General features: G+C 40.7%; 15 protein-coding genes. 5 read left to right on the forward strand and 10 right to left on the reverse strand.

Annotated elements, in window-relative coordinates; genetic code table 11:
• The first annotated feature begins 108 nt into the window (after positions 1–108).
• A complete protein-coding gene (locus tag CBW18_RS20305) occupies positions 109–354 on the forward strand; it encodes a hypothetical protein (RefSeq protein ID WP_088303197.1) in 246 nt (81 codons plus the stop codon).
• 590 nt (positions 355–944) lie between these two features.
• On the opposite strand, the gene CBW18_RS20310 is transcribed toward CBW18_RS20305, so the two are convergent.
• The 3 genes from CBW18_RS20310 to CBW18_RS20320 are packed head-to-tail and all read right to left on the reverse strand — an operon-like array spanning position 945 to position 4128.
• Positions 945–2591 carry a protein-disulfide reductase DsbD gene (locus tag CBW18_RS20310; protein ID WP_088303198.1) on the reverse strand — a complete coding sequence of 549 codons (1647 nt, stop codon included), beginning with the start codon at positions 2589–2591 and terminating at the stop codon, positions 945–947.
• A gap of 14 nt (positions 2592–2605) precedes the next feature.
• Positions 2606–3055 (reverse strand): protein-disulfide reductase DsbD domain-containing protein, encoded by a 450-nt coding sequence (locus CBW18_RS20315; RefSeq protein ID WP_088303199.1) that lies wholly within the window; start codon positions 3053–3055, stop codon positions 2606–2608.
• Positions 3056–3084: 29 nt separating this feature from the next.
• The gene (locus CBW18_RS20320; RefSeq protein ID WP_088303200.1) at positions 3085–4128 is read right to left on the reverse strand and encodes a PLP-dependent cysteine synthase family protein; all 1044 of its coding nucleotides are present in this window, start codon (positions 4126–4128) and stop codon (positions 3085–3087) included.
• Between the two features lie 267 nt (positions 4129–4395).
• Between CBW18_RS20320 and CBW18_RS21915 the strand changes: the two genes are divergently transcribed.
• Positions 4396–4467: a hypothetical protein gene (locus CBW18_RS21915; protein WP_371567012.1), complete on the forward strand. Its 72-nt coding sequence runs from the start codon at positions 4396–4398 to the stop codon at positions 4465–4467.
• A gap of 461 nt (positions 4468–4928) precedes the next feature.
• On the opposite strand, the gene CBW18_RS20325 is transcribed toward CBW18_RS21915, so the two are convergent.
• From CBW18_RS20325 to CBW18_RS20355, 7 genes are all read right to left on the reverse strand, one after another.
• On the reverse strand, positions 4929–7862 hold the full coding sequence (locus tag CBW18_RS20325) for a pitrilysin family protein (protein WP_088303201.1): 2934 nt from the start codon (positions 7860–7862) through the stop codon (positions 4929–4931).
• A gap of 11 nt (positions 7863–7873) precedes the next feature.
• Positions 7874–10816, reverse strand: a complete 2943-nt coding sequence (locus CBW18_RS20330) for a pitrilysin family protein (RefSeq protein WP_088303202.1) — start codon at positions 10814–10816, stop codon at positions 7874–7876.
• Positions 10817–10825: 9 nt separating this feature from the next.
• Complete coding sequence (locus CBW18_RS20335; RefSeq protein ID WP_088303203.1) at positions 10826–11971, reverse strand: TlpA disulfide reductase family protein; 1146 nt, start codon at positions 11969–11971, stop codon at positions 10826–10828.
• A 37-nt stretch (positions 11972–12008) separates the two neighbouring features.
• Complete coding sequence (locus tag CBW18_RS20340) at positions 12009–13454, reverse strand: RagB/SusD family nutrient uptake outer membrane protein (protein WP_088303204.1); 1446 nt, start codon at positions 13452–13454, stop codon at positions 12009–12011.
• Between the two features lie 5 nt (positions 13455–13459).
• Positions 13460–17176, reverse strand: coding sequence for a SusC/RagA family TonB-linked outer membrane protein (locus tag CBW18_RS20345; protein WP_088303205.1), 3717 nt, complete (start codon positions 17174–17176; stop codon positions 13460–13462).
• Positions 17177–17446: 270 nt separating this feature from the next.
• Positions 17447–18595, reverse strand: coding sequence for a FecR family protein (locus CBW18_RS20350; RefSeq protein ID WP_088303206.1), 1149 nt, complete (start codon positions 18593–18595; stop codon positions 17447–17449).
• A 98-nt stretch (positions 18596–18693) separates the two neighbouring features.
• Entirely contained in the window at positions 18694–19290 is a 597-nt protein-coding gene (locus CBW18_RS20355; RefSeq protein ID WP_088303207.1) for an RNA polymerase sigma factor, read from the reverse strand.
• Between the two features lie 299 nt (positions 19291–19589).
• Between CBW18_RS20355 and CBW18_RS20360 the strand changes: the two genes are divergently transcribed.
• From CBW18_RS20360 to CBW18_RS20370, 3 genes are all read left to right on the forward strand, one after another.
• Entirely contained in the window at positions 19590–19976 is a 387-nt protein-coding gene (locus CBW18_RS20360) for a hypothetical protein (RefSeq protein WP_088303208.1), read from the forward strand.
• Positions 19977–20098: 122 nt separating this feature from the next.
• Complete coding sequence (locus CBW18_RS20365; RefSeq protein WP_253249104.1) at positions 20099–22477, forward strand: TonB-dependent receptor; 2379 nt, start codon at positions 20099–20101, stop codon at positions 22475–22477.
• Between the two features lie 11 nt (positions 22478–22488).
• Positions 22489–23232, forward strand: coding sequence for a DJ-1/PfpI family protein (locus tag CBW18_RS20370; protein ID WP_088303210.1), 744 nt, complete (start codon positions 22489–22491; stop codon positions 23230–23232).
• Positions 23233–23242: the final 10 nt, after the last annotated feature.

Here is a 23242-nt window from a genome sequence, read left to right on the forward strand (position 1 = left end):
ATAACCATACTGCCATTTTTTGATCTTACGGCAGTATTATATATGTTTAGTGATCATTGCAAGCTATTTAGGTTTATAATCTACTGATCTTAGGTTTACTCAATTAATATGAAAAATGCTTTATTGACACTTTTTGCCATCATCAAACATAAACTATGGCGTTTGCTTAACGAATTGAAAATCAATTTCAAAGGTAAAGCAGCTAATCCTTATGCTGGCGTGCTTGAAATCAGGTGTTTAGCGAAACTTAAATTATGCGGTTTGCATCAACTTGGTGTTTTAGAGAGCGAAATGGCTTCTGCGCAACAAATTTTGAAGAGTATGATGTATTTGGATTGCCGGGAGTGGAGGTGAGTTGGAAAGCACACGCGGCACGCGTGCGCTAGAGGGGTTTATACACTTTAACATCATTTAAAAGCCTCAAATATTAAGTGTTTTCTTGAGGAGATTCTTGGTTATCTGCATTCGAAGTTGGGGATGGGATCATAGACCTTCGCTGGCGCACGCGTGCCGCGTGTGCAAAACTACTTCCCTCTAAACAAAAAAAGCTCATCTTTCGATGAGCTTCCAATTAGTAGAGTTAAACCGCTAGAAATCGAACTTGTATGAAGATTTTGAAGCGATAGTAAATTTTGAAAAATTATTGAAGAACAAGATATTGATGATTGCTACAACACCAGTGTTTTTATCTGTTATACGCCTTTAAGCCATTTTCCAGAAATTTTTTATAGTGGGCTATTTCGTAATCTGCCCTTCGCTGGCGCACGCGTGCCGCGTGTGCAAAACTACTTCCCTCTAAACAAAAAAGCCCATCTTTCGATGAGCTTCCAAGCAGTAGAGTAATCCGCTAGAAATCGAACTTGTATGAAGATTTTGAAGCGATAGTAAATTTTGAAAAATTATTGAAGAATAAGATATTGATGATTGCTACAACACCAGTGTTTTTATCTGTTATACGCCTTTAAGCCATTTTCCAGAAATTTTTTATAGTGGGCTATTTCGTAATCTGCACCTTGAGGCTGAATTAAAATCTCTTCTGATCTTGGGTTAAGCAGCACATAAAATGGCTGTGAATTGGACTTGAACTTTCTTGCCTGAAGGTCGCTCCATTTTTTGCCAATCGTATTCAGTTTCCTGCCTTCCGGGGTAACGACTATATCTGCTGGATCTACTTCTGATTTATCATCTACATACAGCTGGATCAGTACATAATCATTGCTAAGCATATTATAAATATCTTTGTCCGGCCAAACGTTAGCCTCCATTTTTCGGCAGTTTACGCAGGCATGTCCGGTAAAATCGATCAGCAAGGGCTTGTTCAGTTTTTTTGCAGCAGCTAGTCCTTCCTTGTAATCGAAATATGCATTCAGCTTTAACGGGGCGTGGAATTTATCAGCATATTTATGAGGGCCATCATTTGTTGCCGGCTGTTTTCCTGCCAATAATCCTGTGGTGTAGAGGTCGAAGTCCTGGGTTTCCTGAGGCGGCAGGAATGCTGAAACGCTTCGTAGTGGTGCACCCCACATTCCCGGGATGAGGTAAACCGTGAAAGCCAATACTACAATTGACAGGAAAAGCCTGGGTACGGAGATAAATGCCAGCGGGCTGTCATGCGAAAATCTTAGTTTGCCGAGCAGATAAATCCCCATCATCCCAAAAATTACAATCCATAAACCCAAAAATATTTCCCTGTCAAACCATTCCCAATGGTACGCTAAATCTACATTGCTCAGGAATTTAAGTGCAAAGGCTAGCTCCAGAAAGCCCAGTACCACCTTCACACTATTTAACCACCCGCCAGATTTAGGTAATTTGTTCATGGCGGAGGGGAATAATGCAAATAAGGCAAAGGGAATAGCAAGTGCTAACGAAAAACCAAACATCCCAATTGCGGGGCCTAAGAGAGCACCCGTAGTAGCTGCCTGGACCAATAAAGTGCCAATGATGGGGCCGGTACAGGAAAAAGATACCAGTGCCAGAGTTCCAGCCATGAAAAACAGACCTGCCATCCCACCTTTATCAGAATTGGCATCCATTTTATTTACCCAGTTAGAAGGCAGGGTAATTTCGAAAGCCCCAAAAAAGGAAGCTGCAAAAATAACCAGCAAAAGGAAAAAAAAGAAGTTAAATATGCCATTCGTTGATAAGCTGTTCAATGCATCGGCACCAAAAACCACAGTGACCAGCAATCCAAGCACCACATAAATAAGTATAATGAAAATTCCATAAAGTGCTGCCCGTCTGAAAGCCCTGCCTTTTTCGGAGCCTTTTGTAAAAAAACTAACTGTTAGAGGAAGCATAGGAAAGATGCATGGCATTAGCAAAGCTGCCATACCACCCAGAAAGCCGGAGATAAAAATCCCCAATAATGTTTTATTTTCCTGCTTTGGCACAGAAACAGGTTTGTTAGTATCTGTACGTTCGGCCGCTTTTATAGTGTTCGGGGCAGTTTTGAATGAGCTGCTGTCAGTTTCTTGCCTGATCTCCGTAAAATTGAGATCATCAGTATCAGTGTGTTCCTGTGCATTGCCACTTAAGGATATTGCACAAAACAACAGACAACCAAAGCATATTTTTTTGATGTATATCATATGCGTTATAATGATTAGTTCACTAAAATACTGAAGTCTATCTGCTCCGGTGGCAAGCATTGTTTATCATTGCACACCATAAATTCTATACTGCCCTTCACGGTTGCACTTTTACCTTTCAGTTTTAACTTTTGCTGAAATATGGCCGACTTTTCAAAATAACTTACGTTCATTTTAAAGGTAGATTCGTATTTAGAAACCGCTTTTGGTTCGGCTGTGCTTCCAATCAGCACATAAGCCATCGATGAGGGAAAAGTAAAAGTTGTTTTAACCGGCCCGCCTTCCTTAACAAACTGCGAATATAGGTGCCAGCCCTGATCTATGTTGGCTTTGATGAATACAGTAGCCGTATTTGGCCCTGTTTTTTTTGCTGCATAACTCCATGTTACCGGTTTCAGGATCTGGCTATATGCACTGACCTTAATCAGGCATAGAACGGAGAGTAAAAAAATGATTTTTTTCATGTTTGGTTGGTTTGTGTTAGTGATGTTTATTATAGCCTGCTAAAGGCCTTGTAATCGATAAAATCTATTTCTGGTGTCAGGTATCCTTCTTTAACCGGTTCCACTTTCATTAAGTCAGTGCTTAAATATTTTTTGTTGCTGTCAGAGAAAATAGTTACCACACAGTTTTCTATCCCCATTTTCTGTTGTTGTTTTATGGCGCCGATAACATTAGCCCCAGATGATATGCCTACTGCCAGGCCTAATTTTTCGGCTAATTTCTGTGCCATTAGGATCGCATCGCCGTCATTTACCTGTACAACTTCATCCAGTTCGCCGAGTTTAACAATGTCCGGTATGAACTCGTCTGAGATCCCTTGTATCCTGTGGCTGCCCACTTTGTAGCCTGTCGTTAATGTTGGTGATTCTGCTGGCTCCAGGGGATGTACCTTGATGTCTGGATTTTGTTGTTTCAGGAAATTACCTACTCCCATTATAGTCCCACCAGTACCTACTCCAGCTACAAAAGCCTGAGGGGTAATATTTTTTAAACGCAGCTGTTCCCAGATTTCTTTTCCTGTGGTAAGCTCATGTGCTTCCGGGTTAGCGGTATTCTCAAACTGTTGGGGTAAAAAAATGTTTGGATGATTTGCTGCCATTAATTCTGCAAGCTTGATACTGCCTATAAAGCCACCTTCTTCCTTGCTGACAAGAATAATTTGCGCGCCTAAACTTTTGATGATATCCATCCGCTCCCTGCTCAACCAATCTGGCATTATGATCGTAACAGGATGACCCAGTGCCTTACCAATAGCAGCAAATGCAATTCCGGTATTCCCGCTAGTAGCTTCCACAATTCTGTCACCAACGTTTATCCTGGCCTGGGCGTACGCTTTCTTTAAGGTATATAAGGCCATTCTGTCTTTAATGCTTCCGGTTAAGTTATAGTGTTCACATTTGACGTAAATTTTGCTCTTATTGCCTTTGTAGGAATAAGTTAGTTCGAGCATTGGCGTATTGCCAACCAGAAGCGATAAATGCTCAAATTTCCCCTCTATATCAGCCAGCAGCGTTTTTCCTGTTAATGTTTTCATGCCCTGTTTTAAATTCAGATTTAATGTGAATTACTATGACTTAATTTCGGTAAAATTCTATATTATAATTTTTCAAATCAATCAAGTTAGTTTTTACCGTAAAATTTTAGCTTTTTTTAAATATTTATAATGATTAATTCAGTAAGACAGTGTTTTTTAAAAGCATACTGTATTTTTTTACGATTTAGTCAATAACAATATGATGCGACGGGATTAGACCAGATTGATATAGAAATTTTAAAATGCTTACAGCATGATGCTTCATTAATCAATAACGAAATTTCTTTTAAGCGCCATAAATTTATAGCAACAATAGGTGAGCGTATTCGAAGATTGTAAGAACAAGGCTATCTTAAAAGAATTGTGGCATACTGAATAGAAAGAAATATCTACAGAAATCTAACCGCTTTTTCGATGTATTATTAAATGAATACACAGCAAACTTTGATGGAGTTTTGAAACGGAAGTGACTAAATTTTAAAGAAGCAATGGAATGTTTGCAGATGACACAAACAGGATGTATCACTTCCAAATGATAAATCCTGTTTTTTTAGCTAAAAATCAATAGCTGTCAATACTTTTTTAAGTTACGCATTGTAAGATAGCCTGTAAAAACTTTCTGAATAATGCGGGAAACACACTCTTCATTGATTTTCCAGGAGTCAAATTATTTTGTGATTGATATGGTGTGTTAGGTATTAACCGAATAATACAATATGTTCTGACAACAGTGGTCCGTTCACCTTCATATGCAAATACAAACAATTATAATGAATGACCGTCGAGAAACAGAATTAAGTCTAATACCCAAAAATCTGCTCCAGACTTAATTTACTCACCCTGCCAAATTGACTCAAATCTTCTGTTTTTACATTTTTCGCTGAAGCAATAATACAATACTTATAAGACCTTCCAGCTACATGGTCTTTATGAAAAGCTTTGATATCTGCAAAATTCAGCTGCTTAACGCCTTCATATAAGTCGATCCTGGAATCATGGTCCAAACCTCGTTTTAGATCGGAAAAATAGGCAGATATAATGCGTTCACCGATAATCCTGTTGGTTTCCAGTCCGTTCAATGCATTGCTTTTAGAAACTTCGAAAGATTTGTTTACTTCGGGTAGATTGTTCAGCAAACCGTTCATACTTTTTACAGCCTCGTTCATCTTATCTGCCTGGCTTCCCACGTAGGCAGTCATTACATTCAACCTGTCTTTTTGGTTGGCGGAAAGGTAAAATGCCTCGGTAGAATAGGCCAGACCTTTAGATTCCCGGATGGACTGGAAGACGACGGATCCCATTCCATCACCAAAGTAACTATTAAATAAGGCAATCTTCGGTGCCAATTTCGGCTCGTAGGTTTCAGTGTTACGCACCCAGGAGACTTCAGCTTGCACCATATCGTAGTCAAAAAAGTAAACTTCATTCGAATCAGTCGGAACAGGGATATATTCTTTGGCTGCAGGTTTGGGAATAAATGCTTTTGGCAAATGATGAAGTTTGCTGATACCTGACGTAAACTCAGCCATTGTTTCCGGACCATAATAGGCAATCATGTGCTTATACTTAGTTAAATTGTGGAGCAGTGAAAGCAATTGCGCTGAAGTAATTTCTTTAACCTCATTGTTGCTTATGTTATTATTGAACGGATTTTTAGCCCCATACAGGGCATAGCTTTCCAGCCCGACCTTAATATAATCTTTGTCAGTTTTGCTGTTTTCTCTATCTTGTAATATTGCATTTTTCAAGTCTGCCAATGCCCCCTCGTTGGCTTTACAGCCGGCAAAAATTTGCTCAACCAAACTTACCGCCTGGGCAAAGTTCTCCTGCAGGCCACTGATGGTAATGGAAGTGGTTTCAGCTCCTATACTGAAGTTGTAGTTACAGGCAATATTGTAAAATTGCTTTTTGATCTCTTCTGCACTGTACTCTTCTGTGTTTAGGAATGGCAGGTATTGCGCGGCATAAGTCAACAATGGTAAATTCCAGCTCCCAATATCAAACCTGTAGGTTACACTAAAAATACCATTGTTTTTATTTTGCACAGTTACCACATCAGCAATCCCTTCTTTGCCAAAATTAAGATCCTTTTTATAATCCAGAAATTCAGGCAGGATGGGCTTAACAGGCATGGCAAAAAGTGCCTTCGCAAATTCAGAAGTCGCCAGTGCATTGGTATTTATTGGGGTGATGATTGGCTTTTCTACTTTTATAATGGCTTTATCTGCGCCCTGATGCTTATAGGTAACTACGTAATTATCCTTAAAAAATTGATTTGCAAAATCTGTAACCTGCTTTTTGGTAATTCTGCTCATGGCATCCGGGGCGTTTAATGTTTTATCCCAGTTTATGCCACGATTTAAGATGAACTCACGTACAATTGCATTCACCCGGGATCGGTTTTCGCCAGATTCTTTTAACAGGTTCAATTTTTGATTGGCTACCGTGGCTTTGATTAAGCTTTCATCAAAATGGCCTTTTTTAAGCAGATTAATTTGCTCCAACAATAACTGACGGGCCTGGTCTAACGTTTGTCCTTGTTTAGGCTGCACAAATAATTGGAAAACCCCATAGTCTTTCATTTGCTGATAAGCACCACCAGCGTATTGAACTTTTTGCTGCTGATTAAGATTGATGTCACCCAGTCCAGCCTTTTCGTTAAAAAGAATACTTGAAATCAAAGACAGCATTCTACTTTCCATTGTAGACTGTGCGCCACCGCGATAGGAGATCCTTACTCTGGGCGAACTTGGACCATATACATCAATCTTTTCAATTTTCGTTCTTGTTTTCTCGGGTGCGGGATTGTAAAAATCTAACGGTTCAGGCTTCATATAGGCGAATGATCGGTCGATCTTTTTAATCAATTCATCCGAGTCGAAATCACCTGCAAAAACCAATAGCATATTGTTTGGAACATAATACCTGTTATAGTATTTCCTGATCTCTACCAAGGATGGGTTTTTCAAATGTGCTATGGTGCCTATAGTCGTTTGCTGTCCATAATTATGCGTGGGAAACAGTTTCGCGAAGGATTGCTCATCTACTTTCCGGTCATCATCGTCTAAACCCCGGTTTTTCTCTTCATATACGGCTTCCAGCTCCGTATGAAAAAGGCGGAATACCGGATTGCGGAAACGCTCCGCCTGCAAAGCCAGGAACTGATCGATGGCATTGGAAGGAAAGTCCTCTTTATACACGGTTTCTTCATACCAGGTATATGCGTTGGAAGACTTTCCACCTATGGATTTCATCACCTTATCGTACTCGCCGGCAATAGCGTAGTTTGAGGCCTCACCAGAGACCCTGTCAATTTCTGCATAGATTTCCTTTCGTTTTACCGGATCTGTTGTTTCATGATATTCCTCATATAAAGCTTCTATCTTATTCAGCAAAGGTTTTTCTCTGGCATAATTCAGGGTACCATATTTGTCTGTACCTTTAAAGAGCATGTGTTCCAGGTAATGCGCAAGGCCGGTGGCGTTTTTTGGATCTGTATTACTTCCGGCCCTCACAGCCAGCCTGAATTCAATGACTGGTGCTTTGGTATTTTGTGACAGCACAACGGTAAGGCCGTTCCTTAAGGTATAAAAGCGTGATTTGGTTGGATCATTGGTGACATACTTATACGAATAGCCACCGGAAGTTGCCGTTTTCCACTGATAAGTGTTTTGGGCCATTAAGCTTAAACATGTAATTTGCAGGCCCGCCAGCAATAGTAATTTGAATTTCATGGGCATGATTATTAATAGCCAAAAATCTGTTTGAGGCTTAGTTTCGTTACCGGGCCGGTTTTTTGCATCTCTTCCATTTTTACATCTTTTTCCGAGGCAATTATACAGTAGTAATAAGGTTTGTTTGCCACCTTTTGCTCATGGAATACCTTAATAGCTGAGAAGTTTAAAGCTTTTAAACCTGCATATTCATCTATCCTCGAATCGTAGTCAATGCCCAATTGCTTATCCTTAAAATATGCTTGTATGATTCCCTCTTTACTAATCCGGTCAGTCGCTATCGTATTTATGGCATTCGTTTTAGCAACTTCAAAAGTGTGATCTTCTTTCGGCAAATTGTTCAGCAATTCGTTCATGCTATTGATGGCATAACCCATTTTATCGGCCTGGCAGGTGAGGTAGGCAAACATAGAATATTCTTTAGCTTTTTTCTTAGGCGAAGAATATAGGGCACCGGTAGAATAAGCCAAAGCTTTTGAGCCCCTGATGGTTTGAAACACTACTGAACTCATACCCTGACCGAAATAACTGTTAAATAAATTAATCTTTGCGGCTTGAGCGGGATCATAAGGCCCGCCATTATTGCGCACCCAACATACCTCTGCCTGTACCATATCGTATGGCGCAAAATAAACCTGATTTTTAGCTGCTATGGTATACGTAAATTTTTTAACCGGTGGATCTGCTACGAACTGATCGGGCAAATGATGAAGCTTTCCAATATCATCTGTAAAATCGGCCAGCGGCTTTGGCCCGTAATACGTGATGGCATGCCTGTATTTACTAAAGTGATGCAACATCGAGAGCAGTTCTGTTGATGAAATATTTTGTATCTCCTCATTGCTCAATTTATCGTTAAATGGGTTGTTCGGTCCATACTGTGCATAGATGCTGATACCCCTTAAGATATCATCTTTGCTTAATTTGCTGTTCTCCCGTTCTTTGATGATCCCATTTTTAAGTTCGGCCAAGGCCCGCTCATTGGCTTTACAATTTGCGAAAATATATTCTACCAGATTTACGGCTTTATCAAAGTTTTCCTGTAAACCGCTAATGGAAATGGAAGCCGTTTCGTTTTCAACGGAGAAATTATAATCGCAGGCAATTTGATAAAACTGTCGCTTAATCTCTTCTGAAGTATATTTGTCCGTACTTAAAAAATCCAGGTATTGCGCAGCATATGGCAATAGCTTCAGGTTCCAGCTGCCAATATCAAATTTATAAGACAAGCTAAACAGGCTATTCTCTGTATTTTGAACGGTCACCACATCAGCGATGCCCACCTTTGATAAATTTAAATCTTTTTTATAATCTAAAAACCTGGGCGCAATTGGTTTCAGGGGCATTGCATAAAGCTGCTTTGCAAATGTGGATATTGCTGAAGGATTGGTGTTGATTGGGGTAATGATGGGCTTTTCAACTTTAACCGTTTCTTTATCTTCACCCTGGCGTTTATAGGCGACTACATAATTGTCTTTGAAGAATTTGTTGGCAAATTCTACGATTTCCTTTTTGGTAATCCTATCCATTGCCTCCGGCATGCTTAAGGTTTCATCCCAGTTTTCGCAACGGTTTAACACGAACTCCTTAACAATTGCATTTACACGCATGCCGTTATCGTCAAATTCATAAAGTGAATTCAGCTTGTTATTGGCAACAATTGCCTGGATCAGACTTTCATCGAAATTACCTTGTTTAAGTTGTGCAATCTGCTCCAGCAATAGCTTTTGGGCCTCTTCCAGGCTTTGACCTTGTTTAGGTCTTGCATACAAACTGAACACGCCATAATCTTTCATCTGATAATAATTTGCGCCCGAACTTTGCACCTTTTGCTGCTGGTTCAAATTTACGTCCGTAAGACCAGCTTTGTCGTTTGACATAATACTGGAAATGAGTTTAAGCAACATGCTTTCCCTTGTATTTTGAGCATAGCCCCTGTAAGATATCTTAACATTTTCCTTATTCGGACCATAAACAACGATCTGTTGAACTTTAGTCAATGGCTTTTCAGGCGCAGGATGGTACAACTGCAGTGGTTTTGCCTTCATATAGGAAAAAGCACGATCAACTTTCCTAATCATTTCGTCCGGATTGAAATCGCCGGCAAAGGCAAGGACCATGTTATTCGGGACATAATATTGATTATAATATGCCCTGATGTCGACGAGTGATGGGTTTTTCAAATGTGCTATGGTGCCGATTACGGTTTGCTGTCCATAATTATGGGTAGGAAACAATGCGGCTAAAACTTTTTCATCCATCTTAGAATTGTCATCGTCTAAATGGCTGTTCTTTTCTTCATATACGGCCTCGAGCTCGGTATGAAAAAGACGGAATACCGGGCTTCGGAACCGTTCTGCCTGTAAAGCCAGGAACTGATCTACGGCATTAGACGGAAAGTCTTCGTTATAATCTGTTCCCTCATAGAGCGTATGGGCATTGGTGGTTTTGCCACCGATTGATTTCATCATCCGGTCGTATTCATTGGCAATTGCGTAGTTGGAGGCCTCATTTGAGATCTTGTCAATTTTCGCATACATCGCCTTCCGTTTTACCGGGTCAACGGTTCGCCTGTACTGTTCAAATAACTTCTCTATTTCATCCAGAAGCGGTTTTTCTTTGGCATAATTAAGGGTACCGAATTTATCGGTACCCTTAAAAAGTAAATGTTCAAGATAATGTGCTAAACCAGTCGTATTTTTGGGGTCGGTATTGCTACCGGCCCTCACGGCCAACCTGAATTCAATAACCGGATTCTGTGTATTTTGTGACAAGACCACAGTGAGTCCATTCTTTAGGGTGTAAAAGCGGGATTTCGTGGGGTCATCAGTTACATATTTGTAGGTATAACTACCGGAGGCAGCAGTTTTCCATTGATGGTTTGGTTGTGCCACTAAAGCTGTTTGCGTAAACAGCAGCGCAACGAAGACCACTAATTGACAATTCTTAAGCATCAGTTTTCTTTAATTAAAGATTTTATCCAGTTCCATTTGTAGTTCTTCACCTCTAAGGTTTTTGGCCACAATCTTTCCATTCGGGTCTAAAAGCAGGTTTTGGGGAACTGAGGTTACCCCATACAACCTGGCTACCGAATTTTTCCAGCCTTTTAAATCACTCAATTGGATCCAGGGTAAGCCATCTGCTTCAATTGCTTTTAACCAAGGCTCTTTTTTATCATCCAGGGAAATGGAAATAATTTCAAAATTCTTGTCTTTAAATTTCTGGTAAGCCTTTAACACTGTTGGATTTTCTTCCCGGCAAGGTGCACACCAGCTGGCCCAAAAATCGACCAGAACATACTTCCCTCTTAAAGAAGATAGGGTTACGGGCTTTCCTTCAGTATTGTTCTGGGTAAAATCCAACGCCTGCTGCCCAATGCCGGTTTTTTCGGCCATGGCCAATTTAACCTGTAAATTCTTGCCAATGGCCGTGTTTTTCATTCTGGAGCTCAAACGTTTCAAATCACGCTTTAGCTTTTCCAGTTCAACCGCGCCGTCATTCCTTTCATTAATCAAATCAAGACTTACATAAGAGTCGGGATGTTGCTGAATAAAGGCATTTTGGATCTTACCAATTTCGCTATACAAGCGCTCCAGTTGCGGCGCAAATTCATTCGGCGCATCTTTACCTGTACTATCCGCCTTTTTGTTTCTGAAACTGCGCATCACTTGCTCATTCAAAACCATCTGCTTTGCCTCCAGCGATTTTAACTGAGATTTTAAAAGCAGGTAATCCGATTGTGCCGGTCCGCCTTTAATGGTGGCGTTACTGATTTGATTGCCTACAATGCTGATATTGGTGTTTTCTAAAAAGAATGTCTGATAATTTCTGGAATAGAAATCATCGTTATTTGCCGTTTCTTTGTTTTCTTTGGTCGGTTTTAAATTGAGGTATGCTTTTACAACAGCATTCACTTTGCCTTTAAATGAGAAAGAACCGTTTTTGACTACAGCAGAATCTTTCACTTCCTGTTTTTCAGTCCGATATTCCAGCATCACTTTCTGACCATCATACTTAGCTGGAATTTTTCCTTTAATGGAAAAGCCGGTTTGCGCGTTTACAGAAAAAGCAGCCAGGCCAATTACTGCAGTAACTAGTATTTTTAACATGTTTTTTGAATTATTTAGAAAAAATTATGGTTTACATTTATGGGTTGTTTTCCATACCCGGATTCTCATTAATTACCTTTTGAGGAAAACGGAGTGTAAAACGATTTGGCTTTAAGGTAAATGTGTTACTGACCGTACCTGTTGCCGAGTATAATGTGTGGGTATAGACATTGGAACTAAAGAGTGGATCGACAGAGAGCCTTCTCATGTCAAACCATCGGTAACCCATGGCTGAAAATTCTCTGATGCGCTCATCAAGGATATATTTCAACAAGGGCAGCTGCTGATTGGCAATGGAAGTCGGTACCTCGTAGCTATCTGACGGCAATCTTCTGATACGCAGGTATTCCAAATCCGTTTTCGCGCCAGACAAGTCGTTGGTACGTGCCTTACATTCTGCACTTAGAAGGTATAAATCCGGAATAACCACCCCAAATTGAATGGTGCCAGGACTGGTCCTTCTGAGGAAACCCTGAGGGTATTCAGGACCAAAGACGGCATTTGACGAATAAAAATTCAGCCTTAAATCTGAAGGTTGATACAAATCAACTGTCTTTTTATCGAGTACAAGTGCATTTCCAAAAGGTCCGTCGTTATAACACTGTTTTCCATATATATTTTCCTGAATTCCATCCAGGTTTGGATATGGAACCCCGAAATCATCAATTGGCGTAAATTGTCCTCCTGGCGCAAAGGTTACATTATAATCATAAAGCCCTACCGGGATGGATGCATTGGTCAAACCTTGTATCGATGCATTTAAATGGGGTAGCGCATCTGAAAACTTACCCATATACACATATACCTTACCTAAAATTCCTTCAGCCGCAGGTCTCGACATCCGGATGCGGGAGCTTACTTTCTGAGGCAGGTTAGGAATAGCACTAACCAGGTCGTTTATAATAAAATCATACACTTCTTTTACGCTTGCCCTTGTAAATTTTGTTTGCGTGACATCGGGTGCGGTTACAATCGGGAAACCCGGATCGCTGGCAGATGTCGTGGCATTATAGGGCTTACCGAAATAATTAATCAATAGAAAATAGGTCCATGCCCTGCCTGCCATGGCTTCAGCCTTGATGGACGATTTTTGTAGTTCGGTTCCATCTGTGGCATTGGGCAATTCGGTAATAATTTTGTTGTAGGTATAAATATTTTTCAATGGGGCAGAAAGTTCGCCGGCATCTTCATTCGGTTCATAAACTACATCGTCCCAGCGGAACAAGCGCTGTGTCCTTAAAGTCTTTCCGCTGTAATAAGGTTCAATTGCAGCCATTTCATCGCCCAAAGTGATCTGCGCATTTGAGGAGATTTGATTAATCAGGTCCAGGTTATTGAGCAGCAAATTATAATCTGATACGGTTTGCGCAATTAGCTTGCCTTTCGGAGTTACTTCCAGAAAAGACTTTTTACAGGAGAAAAAAACGGTCGAAAGCAAGGCAAGCACAACCGCAGTTTTTATATTTTTAAATATCTGTTTCATGTTTATTAGAATTTTACGTTCAAACCAAATGATACGGAGCCTTGGTTAATCCGCAGATTCCTGAAGGCTAAACTGGCTTCCTGGAATTCCGGATCAATACCGTCTTTATTTGCTTTCCATAACATTATGTTGGAAACCTGGGCACGCAAAGTAACCTGATCGGCTTTCAGCTTTTTAATCCATAAGGAAGGCAGGCTGTAAGAAAGCGTGATGTCACGCATTTTAATGTAAGATGCACTCAACACGTTAATGTCTGCACGGCTATAATAAGTAACGTCTCTGCGACTTTGAGCATCAGATGAATTGGCATCATACGAAGGGACGTTGGTACGCTGTTCATCTCCCGGATTTATCCAGCGGTCAGCAAAGTCTGCCAGCAGGTTACCGGTTTTAAAGCCAAACCCCGTTCCCGCTTCATTTACATGTGTAATTCTCCCCGAAAAGGATTCGGTTACATCTTTTCGCATCACATGGCCCAAACTGTACACGATGTTTGCACTTAAACTTAAGCCGCCATAAGTGAATACGTTAGATAAGCCCCCGTTCCAAACCGGTTGGTAAGTGCCCATAAATTTTACATCTTCCGGTTTTCCCACGTAAGGTGCTTTAGTCACTGTTCCATCAGCCAGCCTGATCTGAGGATCACCCATATTATCCAGACCAGCATATTCATAGGCAAAAAGTGCAAATGCAGGATAACCTGCCACATAATTCTGGCCTATTCTATCAGCTGCCGTGGTAGTAGGGAATTGTTGGTTTAAACTGGTAATGGTATTTTTATTGTAGGCAATATTTAATGAAGTAGACCAGCTTAAACGCCCCCGGAGGTTTGAGCTGTTGATGCTCAGCTCTATGCCTTTATTCTGTAAATCGCCCAGGTTGCCGATAATATTCGGGTAACCGGTAAATGTATTGGTAGGCAGATTGCCCAGTAGATTGGAGGTTTTCTTTTGATAGGCATCTAATGAACCACTGATGCGATTGTTCAAAAGTGCAAAATCCAGCCCCAGGTTAATGGTCCTGGTACTTTCCCAGGTCAGTTTAGGATTGGATGCCGTCGCAATAACCAATCCGGATCCACCCGGCAGCCAGGAATTCTGATATGCCTGTAAAATATCATAAGAAGAAGCTGTGCCAGGAGAGGGTGCATTGCCGGTTAATCCATAGGTGGCCCTGAGGGCCAACGAATTTAACCAGGTTGCGCTCGACATGAACTTTTCACCGGTCACCAGCCATTTACCACCCACACTCCACACCGGTTTATTCTGTGCCGATTTATCCAGGCCAAACAGGTTACTCTTATCCATACGTAAGCTTCCATTAATCGAATATTTTTGATCATAGGTATAAGCCACGTTTGAATAATAGGAAGAAAACCTGCTTCGATATTCACCCTGGGTAAAATAGTCACTAGGCAAAAGGCTACCAAAATAATCGTTTGGCATTACCGTTCCGGAAACACCGCTCCTGGATAGGGTAGCATAATCAATTGGAACAGATGTCAGCAGTTTGTCATCATAACCCCTCACCTTACTGCCATTTGTCATCGTCAATTGTTCCTGAGCCTCCTGTCCAATTAATACGTTTAACTGGTGCATATTTTCATTCCAGCTGTTGCTGTAATTCAACTGGTTCCTGATGGTCCAATCCTGCTGACTGGTATTGCCTACTGAATAAATACCGCCTGTGCTTGGCAAATAATAAATTGGTGTATCGTCTATGGTTGGTGCAACTGTAAACTGGGCAAGTTCGCTCCTGACTTTATAACTTCTTGCATCATCATAAATTTCGGATTTGCTGCTACCTTTATTATAGCTGTAGGTACCTTCAAATTTTAAGCCTTTAACCAGGTTTACATTCAGGCCCAGAATGTTACGGCTGAAGAAGCTGTTGTTTTTGGTGGAACCGTAATTAAATTCATCAAGTGGATTGTAATCCAGGTTGATGCGGCTCCTGTTTTGAAAATCAGTCCTCACCTCTTCACTAAGCAATTGCATGTAAGGCATGGAAATATTTTTGCCTGCAGCATCCTGAAACAATTGATAGGGATAAAATTTATTATTGACATCAATAGTCCGTTTGGCACTGCTGATGTTGTTGTTCAAATCGGTAATTAAGCTTAGCTGAACACGTTTGCCTAGCGAGAATTCCTGGCGCACGTTTATTTTATAAGTATTGTCTTTTTCGCCCGGCCGGTTGCTTGTGGTGTTGGTATAAGCAGCAGAGCCATAGAAGGCATAATTGGTACTGCCGCCGGATAAGGTAACCGTATGGTTCATCAGGGAAGCATTGCGGTACCAAAGATCCTTAATCTGCTGGCGATTATCGATATTAGCCAGGCTATCCAGGCTTGCGGCGGCCTGGCCTGCAGAGATCAGTCCACGATATTTATTGTATAAAATCACTTCATGCGGGGCAATACCGGTAGCCATAGGCGCATATGCCGTTACTGATTCCCATGGATTTAATACCGGATCAAAATATCGGGTGGCCGCATCGATAAACTGCCTGCTGTTTAACGTTGGCAGATAATCCAGATCAGGTTTGCCCTGAAAATTAACAAATGCATCGTAAGTGATCCGTATCCTATCGCCCTTAACCCCCTTTTTTGTTGTAATAACAATTACGCCATTGGATGCCCTGGCGCCCCAGATGGAAGCAGCAGTTGCATCTTTTAATACCGTAACATCGGCCACATCCTGCGGATTGATGGTCGATACGTCGTTCAACGGAATACCATCTACGACGAATAAAGGGTTTCGATTGGTACCAACATAGGCATCATTAGTCTGGTTAGCATTGCCTGGAATACCAATGGTAGATAAACCCCGAATCAAAAGCGGACTTTGGCGTGCTCCTGGTGAATTGTTCACCGTCAAACCCGGTACCAATCCATCCAGGCGTTGCAGGATATTCATACTACCGGTACGGGCGGCGACTGTGGCCATATTGGGTTTGGCAAATGAGCCGGCGCTACGCTCTTTTGAGATGGTCTGGTAACCGGTATTTACGGTAACATTAACTTCGGTCAGGTTTTTTGAGTCAGGTTCCAATCTTATTACACCCATATCTGCCGCTGCTTTGACAACCTTAGTCTTATATCCTACGTATGAAAAAATGAGGTAGGCATCCTCATCTATACGTTTAACTGTAAATTCCCCGTCCGGGTCAGTTACAGCTGCAACCGTTACACCCTTAAAATCACGAATAGGGTCGTCACTATCATGAAAATTGCCCTGCTTAATTGTAAAACCTGCGGAAATGGTTACACCAATAACCGGAATTCCTTTTTCATCTACTACTTTACCACTCACCGTAATACTGGAGAAATAGTCAGCAATGCCATCTATAACAGATGTTCGTTTCTTTTCTTTTAGTGTGATGATTTTCCCTTCAATAGAATATTCGACTTCTAATCCTTTAAGGACTTCTGATAGCGCATGGTCTAAGCTTGCGTTCGTTAAGCTGACATTGACCTTTTGATTTTTGGAAAGTTTATTAAAGTCGTAATAAAAATCAAATCCGCTTTGCTTTCTGATTTCTTTCAAAACAGCTGAAAGCGGCGCATTAGATTTGTTTAATGTAATGCGCTGGCCAAATGTTGCAGCGCTGACCTGCATGAGGCTTGCTATTAATATCACGGTGGTTAAGCGCATAGTTAACAGGATTTTATGGTATAGCCTTGTAGGTATACCAAATTTTTTAGTAGAAATTTGATACATTTATGTTTAGTTTGGTTGTAGCAGTGTGCTTCACGTCGTCGAAAACTATCGGCATGCTGCTTTTAGGAGTTGATTTCTTAATAAATTGTGCCAAACACAGACCAGGAGTAGCGATACTTCTGGTTTGCTTATTCCTTTAATTTTGCCGTCGTAAAAATAGTTTCATGTTGGTTTGGGTTTGAAAACGGTTGTAAATTACTTTCTGTATCGAAAGTTGCTTCTAACTGTTTGGTTAATAGTCTGTTGTTTTTTATTTTAAAAATGATAGCGTTATTTGGTGATGTAGATCTGCTTTCCTTTTATCCTGAAATGTACCTGACCCGATGCTTCAATGGATTTGAGTACCGCAGATAATGAATTCTTTCTTGAAACCCAGCCTCCCGAACGGATATTATCTGAAATGGCTTCCTCATAAATAACCTCCACGTTATACCACCTGGCGATTTTACGCATGGCTATTTTGAATTCCACGCCATCCAGATTGAAATCGCCATTTTTCCAATCGATGCTGCTGTCCACGTCAACCTGGCTAACTTTGATGGTTTTGCCATCATTTAGGGATTGCTCACCCGGCCTGAGCATTTGTTCGATTTTTCCGGACCTTACTTTTACCGATCCCTGAATCAAAGTTGTTGACACCGCAGATTCATCATCATAGCTGTTGATGTTAAAATGGGTTCCCAGAACTTCTACTTCCTGTTTTTCTGTTTTAACGATAAAAGGATGCTTCTTATCCTTATGAACTTCAAAATACCCCTCACCATGAAGGGTAACCACACGGCGTCCATTTTCAATCAGGGAGGTGGCATAGGTTAAACTTGAGGCGGCATTTAAATAAACCATGGAGCCGTCTGGTAAACGAACCTGATAAGTTTCTCCGTTAGCGGTAGATAATGTGTTTTTTGTTCCGGAAGAGGAAGTTTTGTCTTTAATTTCATAAATTAAACTGCCACTGGATGATTTGGTGATGGTAACACCCGCCTCTTGTGCAAGTTTCCCGCTGGCAGCGCCAGTAAGGCGAATCTTTTTACCATTTGCCAGGGTGAGTGTTGCGCCTACAGTTCCAGGATTAACATCATGCGCAACCGCATTGGCATCATTTACATCGACTTCCCGATTACGATTTAAAAAGTAAATCGCTAAAAATACGACCACTACTGAAGCCGCAAAGGCAAATATACGTGGCCAAAGGTTTACGCTTTTTGTACCTTCTCCTTCAATCTTTTCCATCAGGTCTTCCCAACTCTTCGTGCCAATTTCATGGATACGAGCAGCATGGATATCAGAAATGTCCTTTTCTGACATTCTTGCCGAAGCCTTCATGTAGGATTGTTCCAATAAATTTCTTTCCTGATCAGTAGTTTCGCCTGCAAGGTATTGATCAATTAAATGGCTTAAGTTTTGTTTGGAATCTTTCATCGTCTGGTTCTAAATACAAGACGCAAATAGTTGACTCAGGGGGACATTTATAATAAAGATTTTTTAACAGCAATTTAACATGCCGGCATGATTCGCTTTTAAATCCTGTGATGGGCGACTAAAATCAAAGCCACAGAGATTCCGGCATAATTTCCAAGCTTCACCTTTAAAAGCTTAATTGACCTGTGGATTTGCTTTTTAACGGCTTCTTCGCTCATATTCAACTTGATGGCAATTTCCTTATTGGTAAGAAATTTCTTTCTGCTTAAGTTGAATACTTCTTTCATCTTTTTGGGTAGTTGCTCAATTTCCAGATCAATCAACCGGATTAATTCCCGTTCGTCGATGTGTTCGACCGTTGCATTGTCCAATTGATTTAACTCCGCCATGAGAATGTCAACGAAATCGGGATTTGCCTTTTTCTCACGTATTAAACTAAAGATTCTGTTTCGGACAGCGACAAAAAGATAGCCCTTTAAATTCGTTTTGATCTGTAAATCGCCTGATTTTTCCCAGATAGAGAAAAAGGTATCCTGAACCAAATCCTTTGCCTCATCCTCATTACCTAAAATTTTAAAAGCATGCAGGTAAAGTGCATGCCAGTTTTGCCGGTAGATCTCAGTAAATGCCAGTTTATCGCGTTGCTTTAATAAAAGAATTAATTCTTCATCAACAAGTTCACCGTAATTATACATTTCATTTGCACCCACGCTTATTCGATTGGCTTTTATTCTTTGATGATGGTTTCAGAATACGTGTAGTTTAAAGATAAACAATATCTATATCCAATAATAACTAAATATTTCGAAATGGCAAATTGGAGCTGGTACGATTCCGGTTTTTTAATGATCTACTTAAGTCTTTAGAATAAAATGCAGTTAGAAGTTGATGGTAAGAGCCTTTGTGCAAACCACCAAAATGGGTTTAACATTGAGGTTTCAAATCATATGTTAAATAAATTGTAGACATAGATTAATCTTTATATTTGCAGCGCATGTACAAAAATTGTATCATCTGGCTTTTTCTTTTAGCGGTGTTTACAAGTAATTTTTCGGGATTATTTGTTTATGCTGGCTATGAAATGAACCGTGATTACATTACTTCTAATCTTTGCATCAATCGTAATAAACCCCAGATGCATTGCCAGGGTAAGTGTTATTTGATGAGGAAAGTTAAAGAGGCCGAACAAAATGAGAACAATAAGTCTGCAAAAACAGCACTCGACCAATTGTCTATTTCTTTTTGCCAAAATACTCATACGCCGGTATTTAATGCTGTTCAAATTCCTGATGATGAGGAAGAAGCATATCCACAATACAGCTATTGCTACAGTAGTCAATACATCAACAATATCTTCAGACCACCAAAGTTCAACGGCTAATCTTTTTTAATTCTTATGGCTAAGCATCCGCTCAGTCAATAATTGCTTTATTTTATTTCTGCTAAGCGCTGTATCGAGCTTGTATCTGCTTGTTCCGGCTTGCTTTGGCTATACATTATATTATGATGAAGTATATATATCTTTTTATATTTTGTTTTTCCAGTACCCATATTATCGCCCAAACCATTAAAGGGCATATCAGTTCAAAAAATGCTGAGCCTGTGAACGGCATCACCATAAAGTTAGAGAAAACCAGTTATGCCACCCAAACTTTAGCAAATGGCGATTTCGTTTTGAATAATGTTTTGCCTGGCAGATACACGCTTATCGCCTCTGGTGTGGGCTATACAGCTGTAAAGCGCAATATTCTTGTCGTTTCCGGTAAAAATATATTTCTTAATCTCGAGCTTGATCCTTTATCCGGTCAATTAAAGGAAGTGGCTATCGTTTTGCGCAAAAACCGCCATCGTGATCAGGCCAGTGTTTATGCGGCCAGGATGGATTTAAAAAATATAGAAAATCCTCAGGTCATTAATACCGTTACCAATCAACTGATCACAGAACAGGGAGCGACAGATTTAAACGGGATCATTAAAAATATCCCAGGAATTGCCAAAGGCTGGTCTTCTGTTTCTGCATATTACACCAGCAGGGGCTTTAATACCCGTAACTACATTCGCAACGGGGTATCAGGTTATGTAACTGCTGATTTGGATATGGCTAATGTTGAACAACTCGAAGCGATTAAAGGCCCTTCAGGAACCCTGTTTGGCAGTTCATTGGTTTCCTTTGGAGGTGTTTTGAACCGCATTACAAAAAAGCCACTGGATACGGCAAAGATTGAAATTAGTTACCAGGGCGGAAGTTATGATTTGAACCGTTTTACTGCTGACATCAATACGCCCTTGAATAAAGATAAAACGGTTCTATTCCGTGTAAATGCAGCAAGGCATGATGAAGGTAGTTTTCAGGATGCAGGTTTTATCCGCAGTACCTTTATCGCGCCCGGTTTATTTTATCAGGCAAGTGATAGGTTAAGCTTCTCTTTAGATGCAGAAATTTATGAAAGAGAAGGTACTTCTCAACCACAAATCACACCGGCTGGGCCGGGTCCTAACCGTTTAGGTGCAAACAATCCATCGGCATTGCCATTGGATTACAAAAGATCTTATTCCAATAATACGGTAACATTAAAGAATCCTGCACAAAGCTTTTATGGCCAGATCAACTTTAAATTGTCAGATCAATGGTCTGCTCAAACTAACCTGATTCGCACGCACACAGAAAATACGGGCAACTATTTAACTTTCAATTTATTAAAAGGAGATAGTTCTTTGGTCAGAAATGTATCGCAGTACCCGACAAGTCTTTCTGCCATCACCCAGGTTCAGCAAAATTTCAATGGTGACTTTAAAATTGCAGGTCTTCGGAACCGTTTAGTGATTGGGATTGAATTTTATCAGAATGCGTCTTCTTTTTCTTCTAATGCGCTCAATGGGAGAGGAGGACGAAAATCATTTGATACCCTGAATGTGAAAGGTGCAATGCCAAATTATGGCTTGATTAGTCCGGAGTCCATCAATAGCAAACTGGCTGGTTTAGTCCCAATTTATTCACGTACTCAGCTGACCAGCTATTCAGCTTATGCTTCAAATGTGCTGAGTATTTCGGATCAGCTTTCCGCAATGCTGAGCTTAAGGGTAGACCGTTTTATGAATGGCGGTACGGTTAACTTCACCACAAATACAACTACCGGTAACTATAATCAGACCGCTTTTTCTCCAAAATTCGGTTTAGTTTATCAGGTGATCAAAGACCTTGTTTCGCTTTTTTCAAATTATACCAATGGTTTTCAAAATGTGGCTCCGGTTACGCAACCTGACGGGACTGTATCAACTTTTAAGCCTCAATTTGCTAACCAGCTGGAGGCTGGGGTTAAAGCTGAACTGGCAGGCGATCTGTTGACTGCTACCGTAAGTTATTATGATATCAGCGTAAAAAATACCCTCAGAACCGATATAGACAGACCTACTTTTACGATACAGGAAGGTACTCAATATAGTAAAGGTGTGGAGGTTGACTTGTTCTCGAGGCCAGTTAACGGATTACTTTTAAATGCCGGCTTTGCCTATAATGATAGTAAACTGACTTCTGCCGATGCAACGGTAACGGGTTTACGGCCCGTTAACTCCGGCCCATCCAAAACAGGCAACTTTTATGCAAGTTATACCTTGCCCTTCTCTTCTTTAAAAGGACTGGGAGTGGGGTTTGGCGCAAATTGCTATAGCAGGAATTACATTATTAATAATACCACCGCTGGTCAGTTTTACCTGAATGCCTACACACTGCTCAATGCGGCTGTATTTTACAACAAAGCGAGCTATCGTTTTGGTTTGAATGCAGACAATTTGACCAACGAAAAATTTTATAATGGCGGTTTTGGAACCATTACCCCTGGCGGCTTACGCAGATTCGTTGCCACCTTAACTGTTAAATTTTAATCTATTTAATCATGAAAAAATTACTTTTATTACCTTTTCTTTTATGCTGTGCATTCGCTTTTGGCCAACAGGATGCCGCGAGTGTTAAAAAATTAAATGTCGCCCTGTTCATCTATCCGGGGGTTGGCCTGGGCGATCTGAATGGTCCGGCTGATGTTTTTTTAAAGGCCGCCGGGTTAACCAAGGGGCAGTATAATGTATATACGTTTGCCCTGCAGCAAGGAACCATTCGCACACAGGGAAATGGATTACAACTTACTGCAGACTATCTGGAAAGTAAAATGCCCAAACCAGACATTCTGGTCATTCCCGGTGGCAGTATCGGGTTGATGGATATGATGTGTCTTGATCAAAAGGTGATTGGAATGCTTAAAAAATATCAAAAACAGGTGGATGTGATGATGTCTGTTTGTACCGCATCTTATCTGTTCGGTAAAGCCGGTATATTGGATCACCATAAAGCAACAACGCATTATTTTGTGGCAGATGATTTCCAGACCCAATATCCGGCTTTAACATTGGTTAAAGATGTGAGGTATGTAGATGAAGGAAAAGTAATGACCTGTTCAGGCGTTACTTCCGGAATGGATGGTGCGCTTCATTTAATCAAAAAATACAGTGGCGATTCAATGGCTGCGATGTTGAGCCGGGCCATACAGTATACGCCCCGCGAGGAAGAAAAGTGGCCTGTCGCGCCAAACGGGATGAAATTTGACCGCAACTGGAAAAAAAAGCAAAATCAGATAAAACAGTAGATCCACATCA

This window comes from Pedobacter sp. AJM (assembly GCF_002197755.1).
In the GTDB taxonomy this organism is placed as follows: domain Bacteria; phylum Bacteroidota; class Bacteroidia; order Sphingobacteriales; family Sphingobacteriaceae; genus Pedobacter.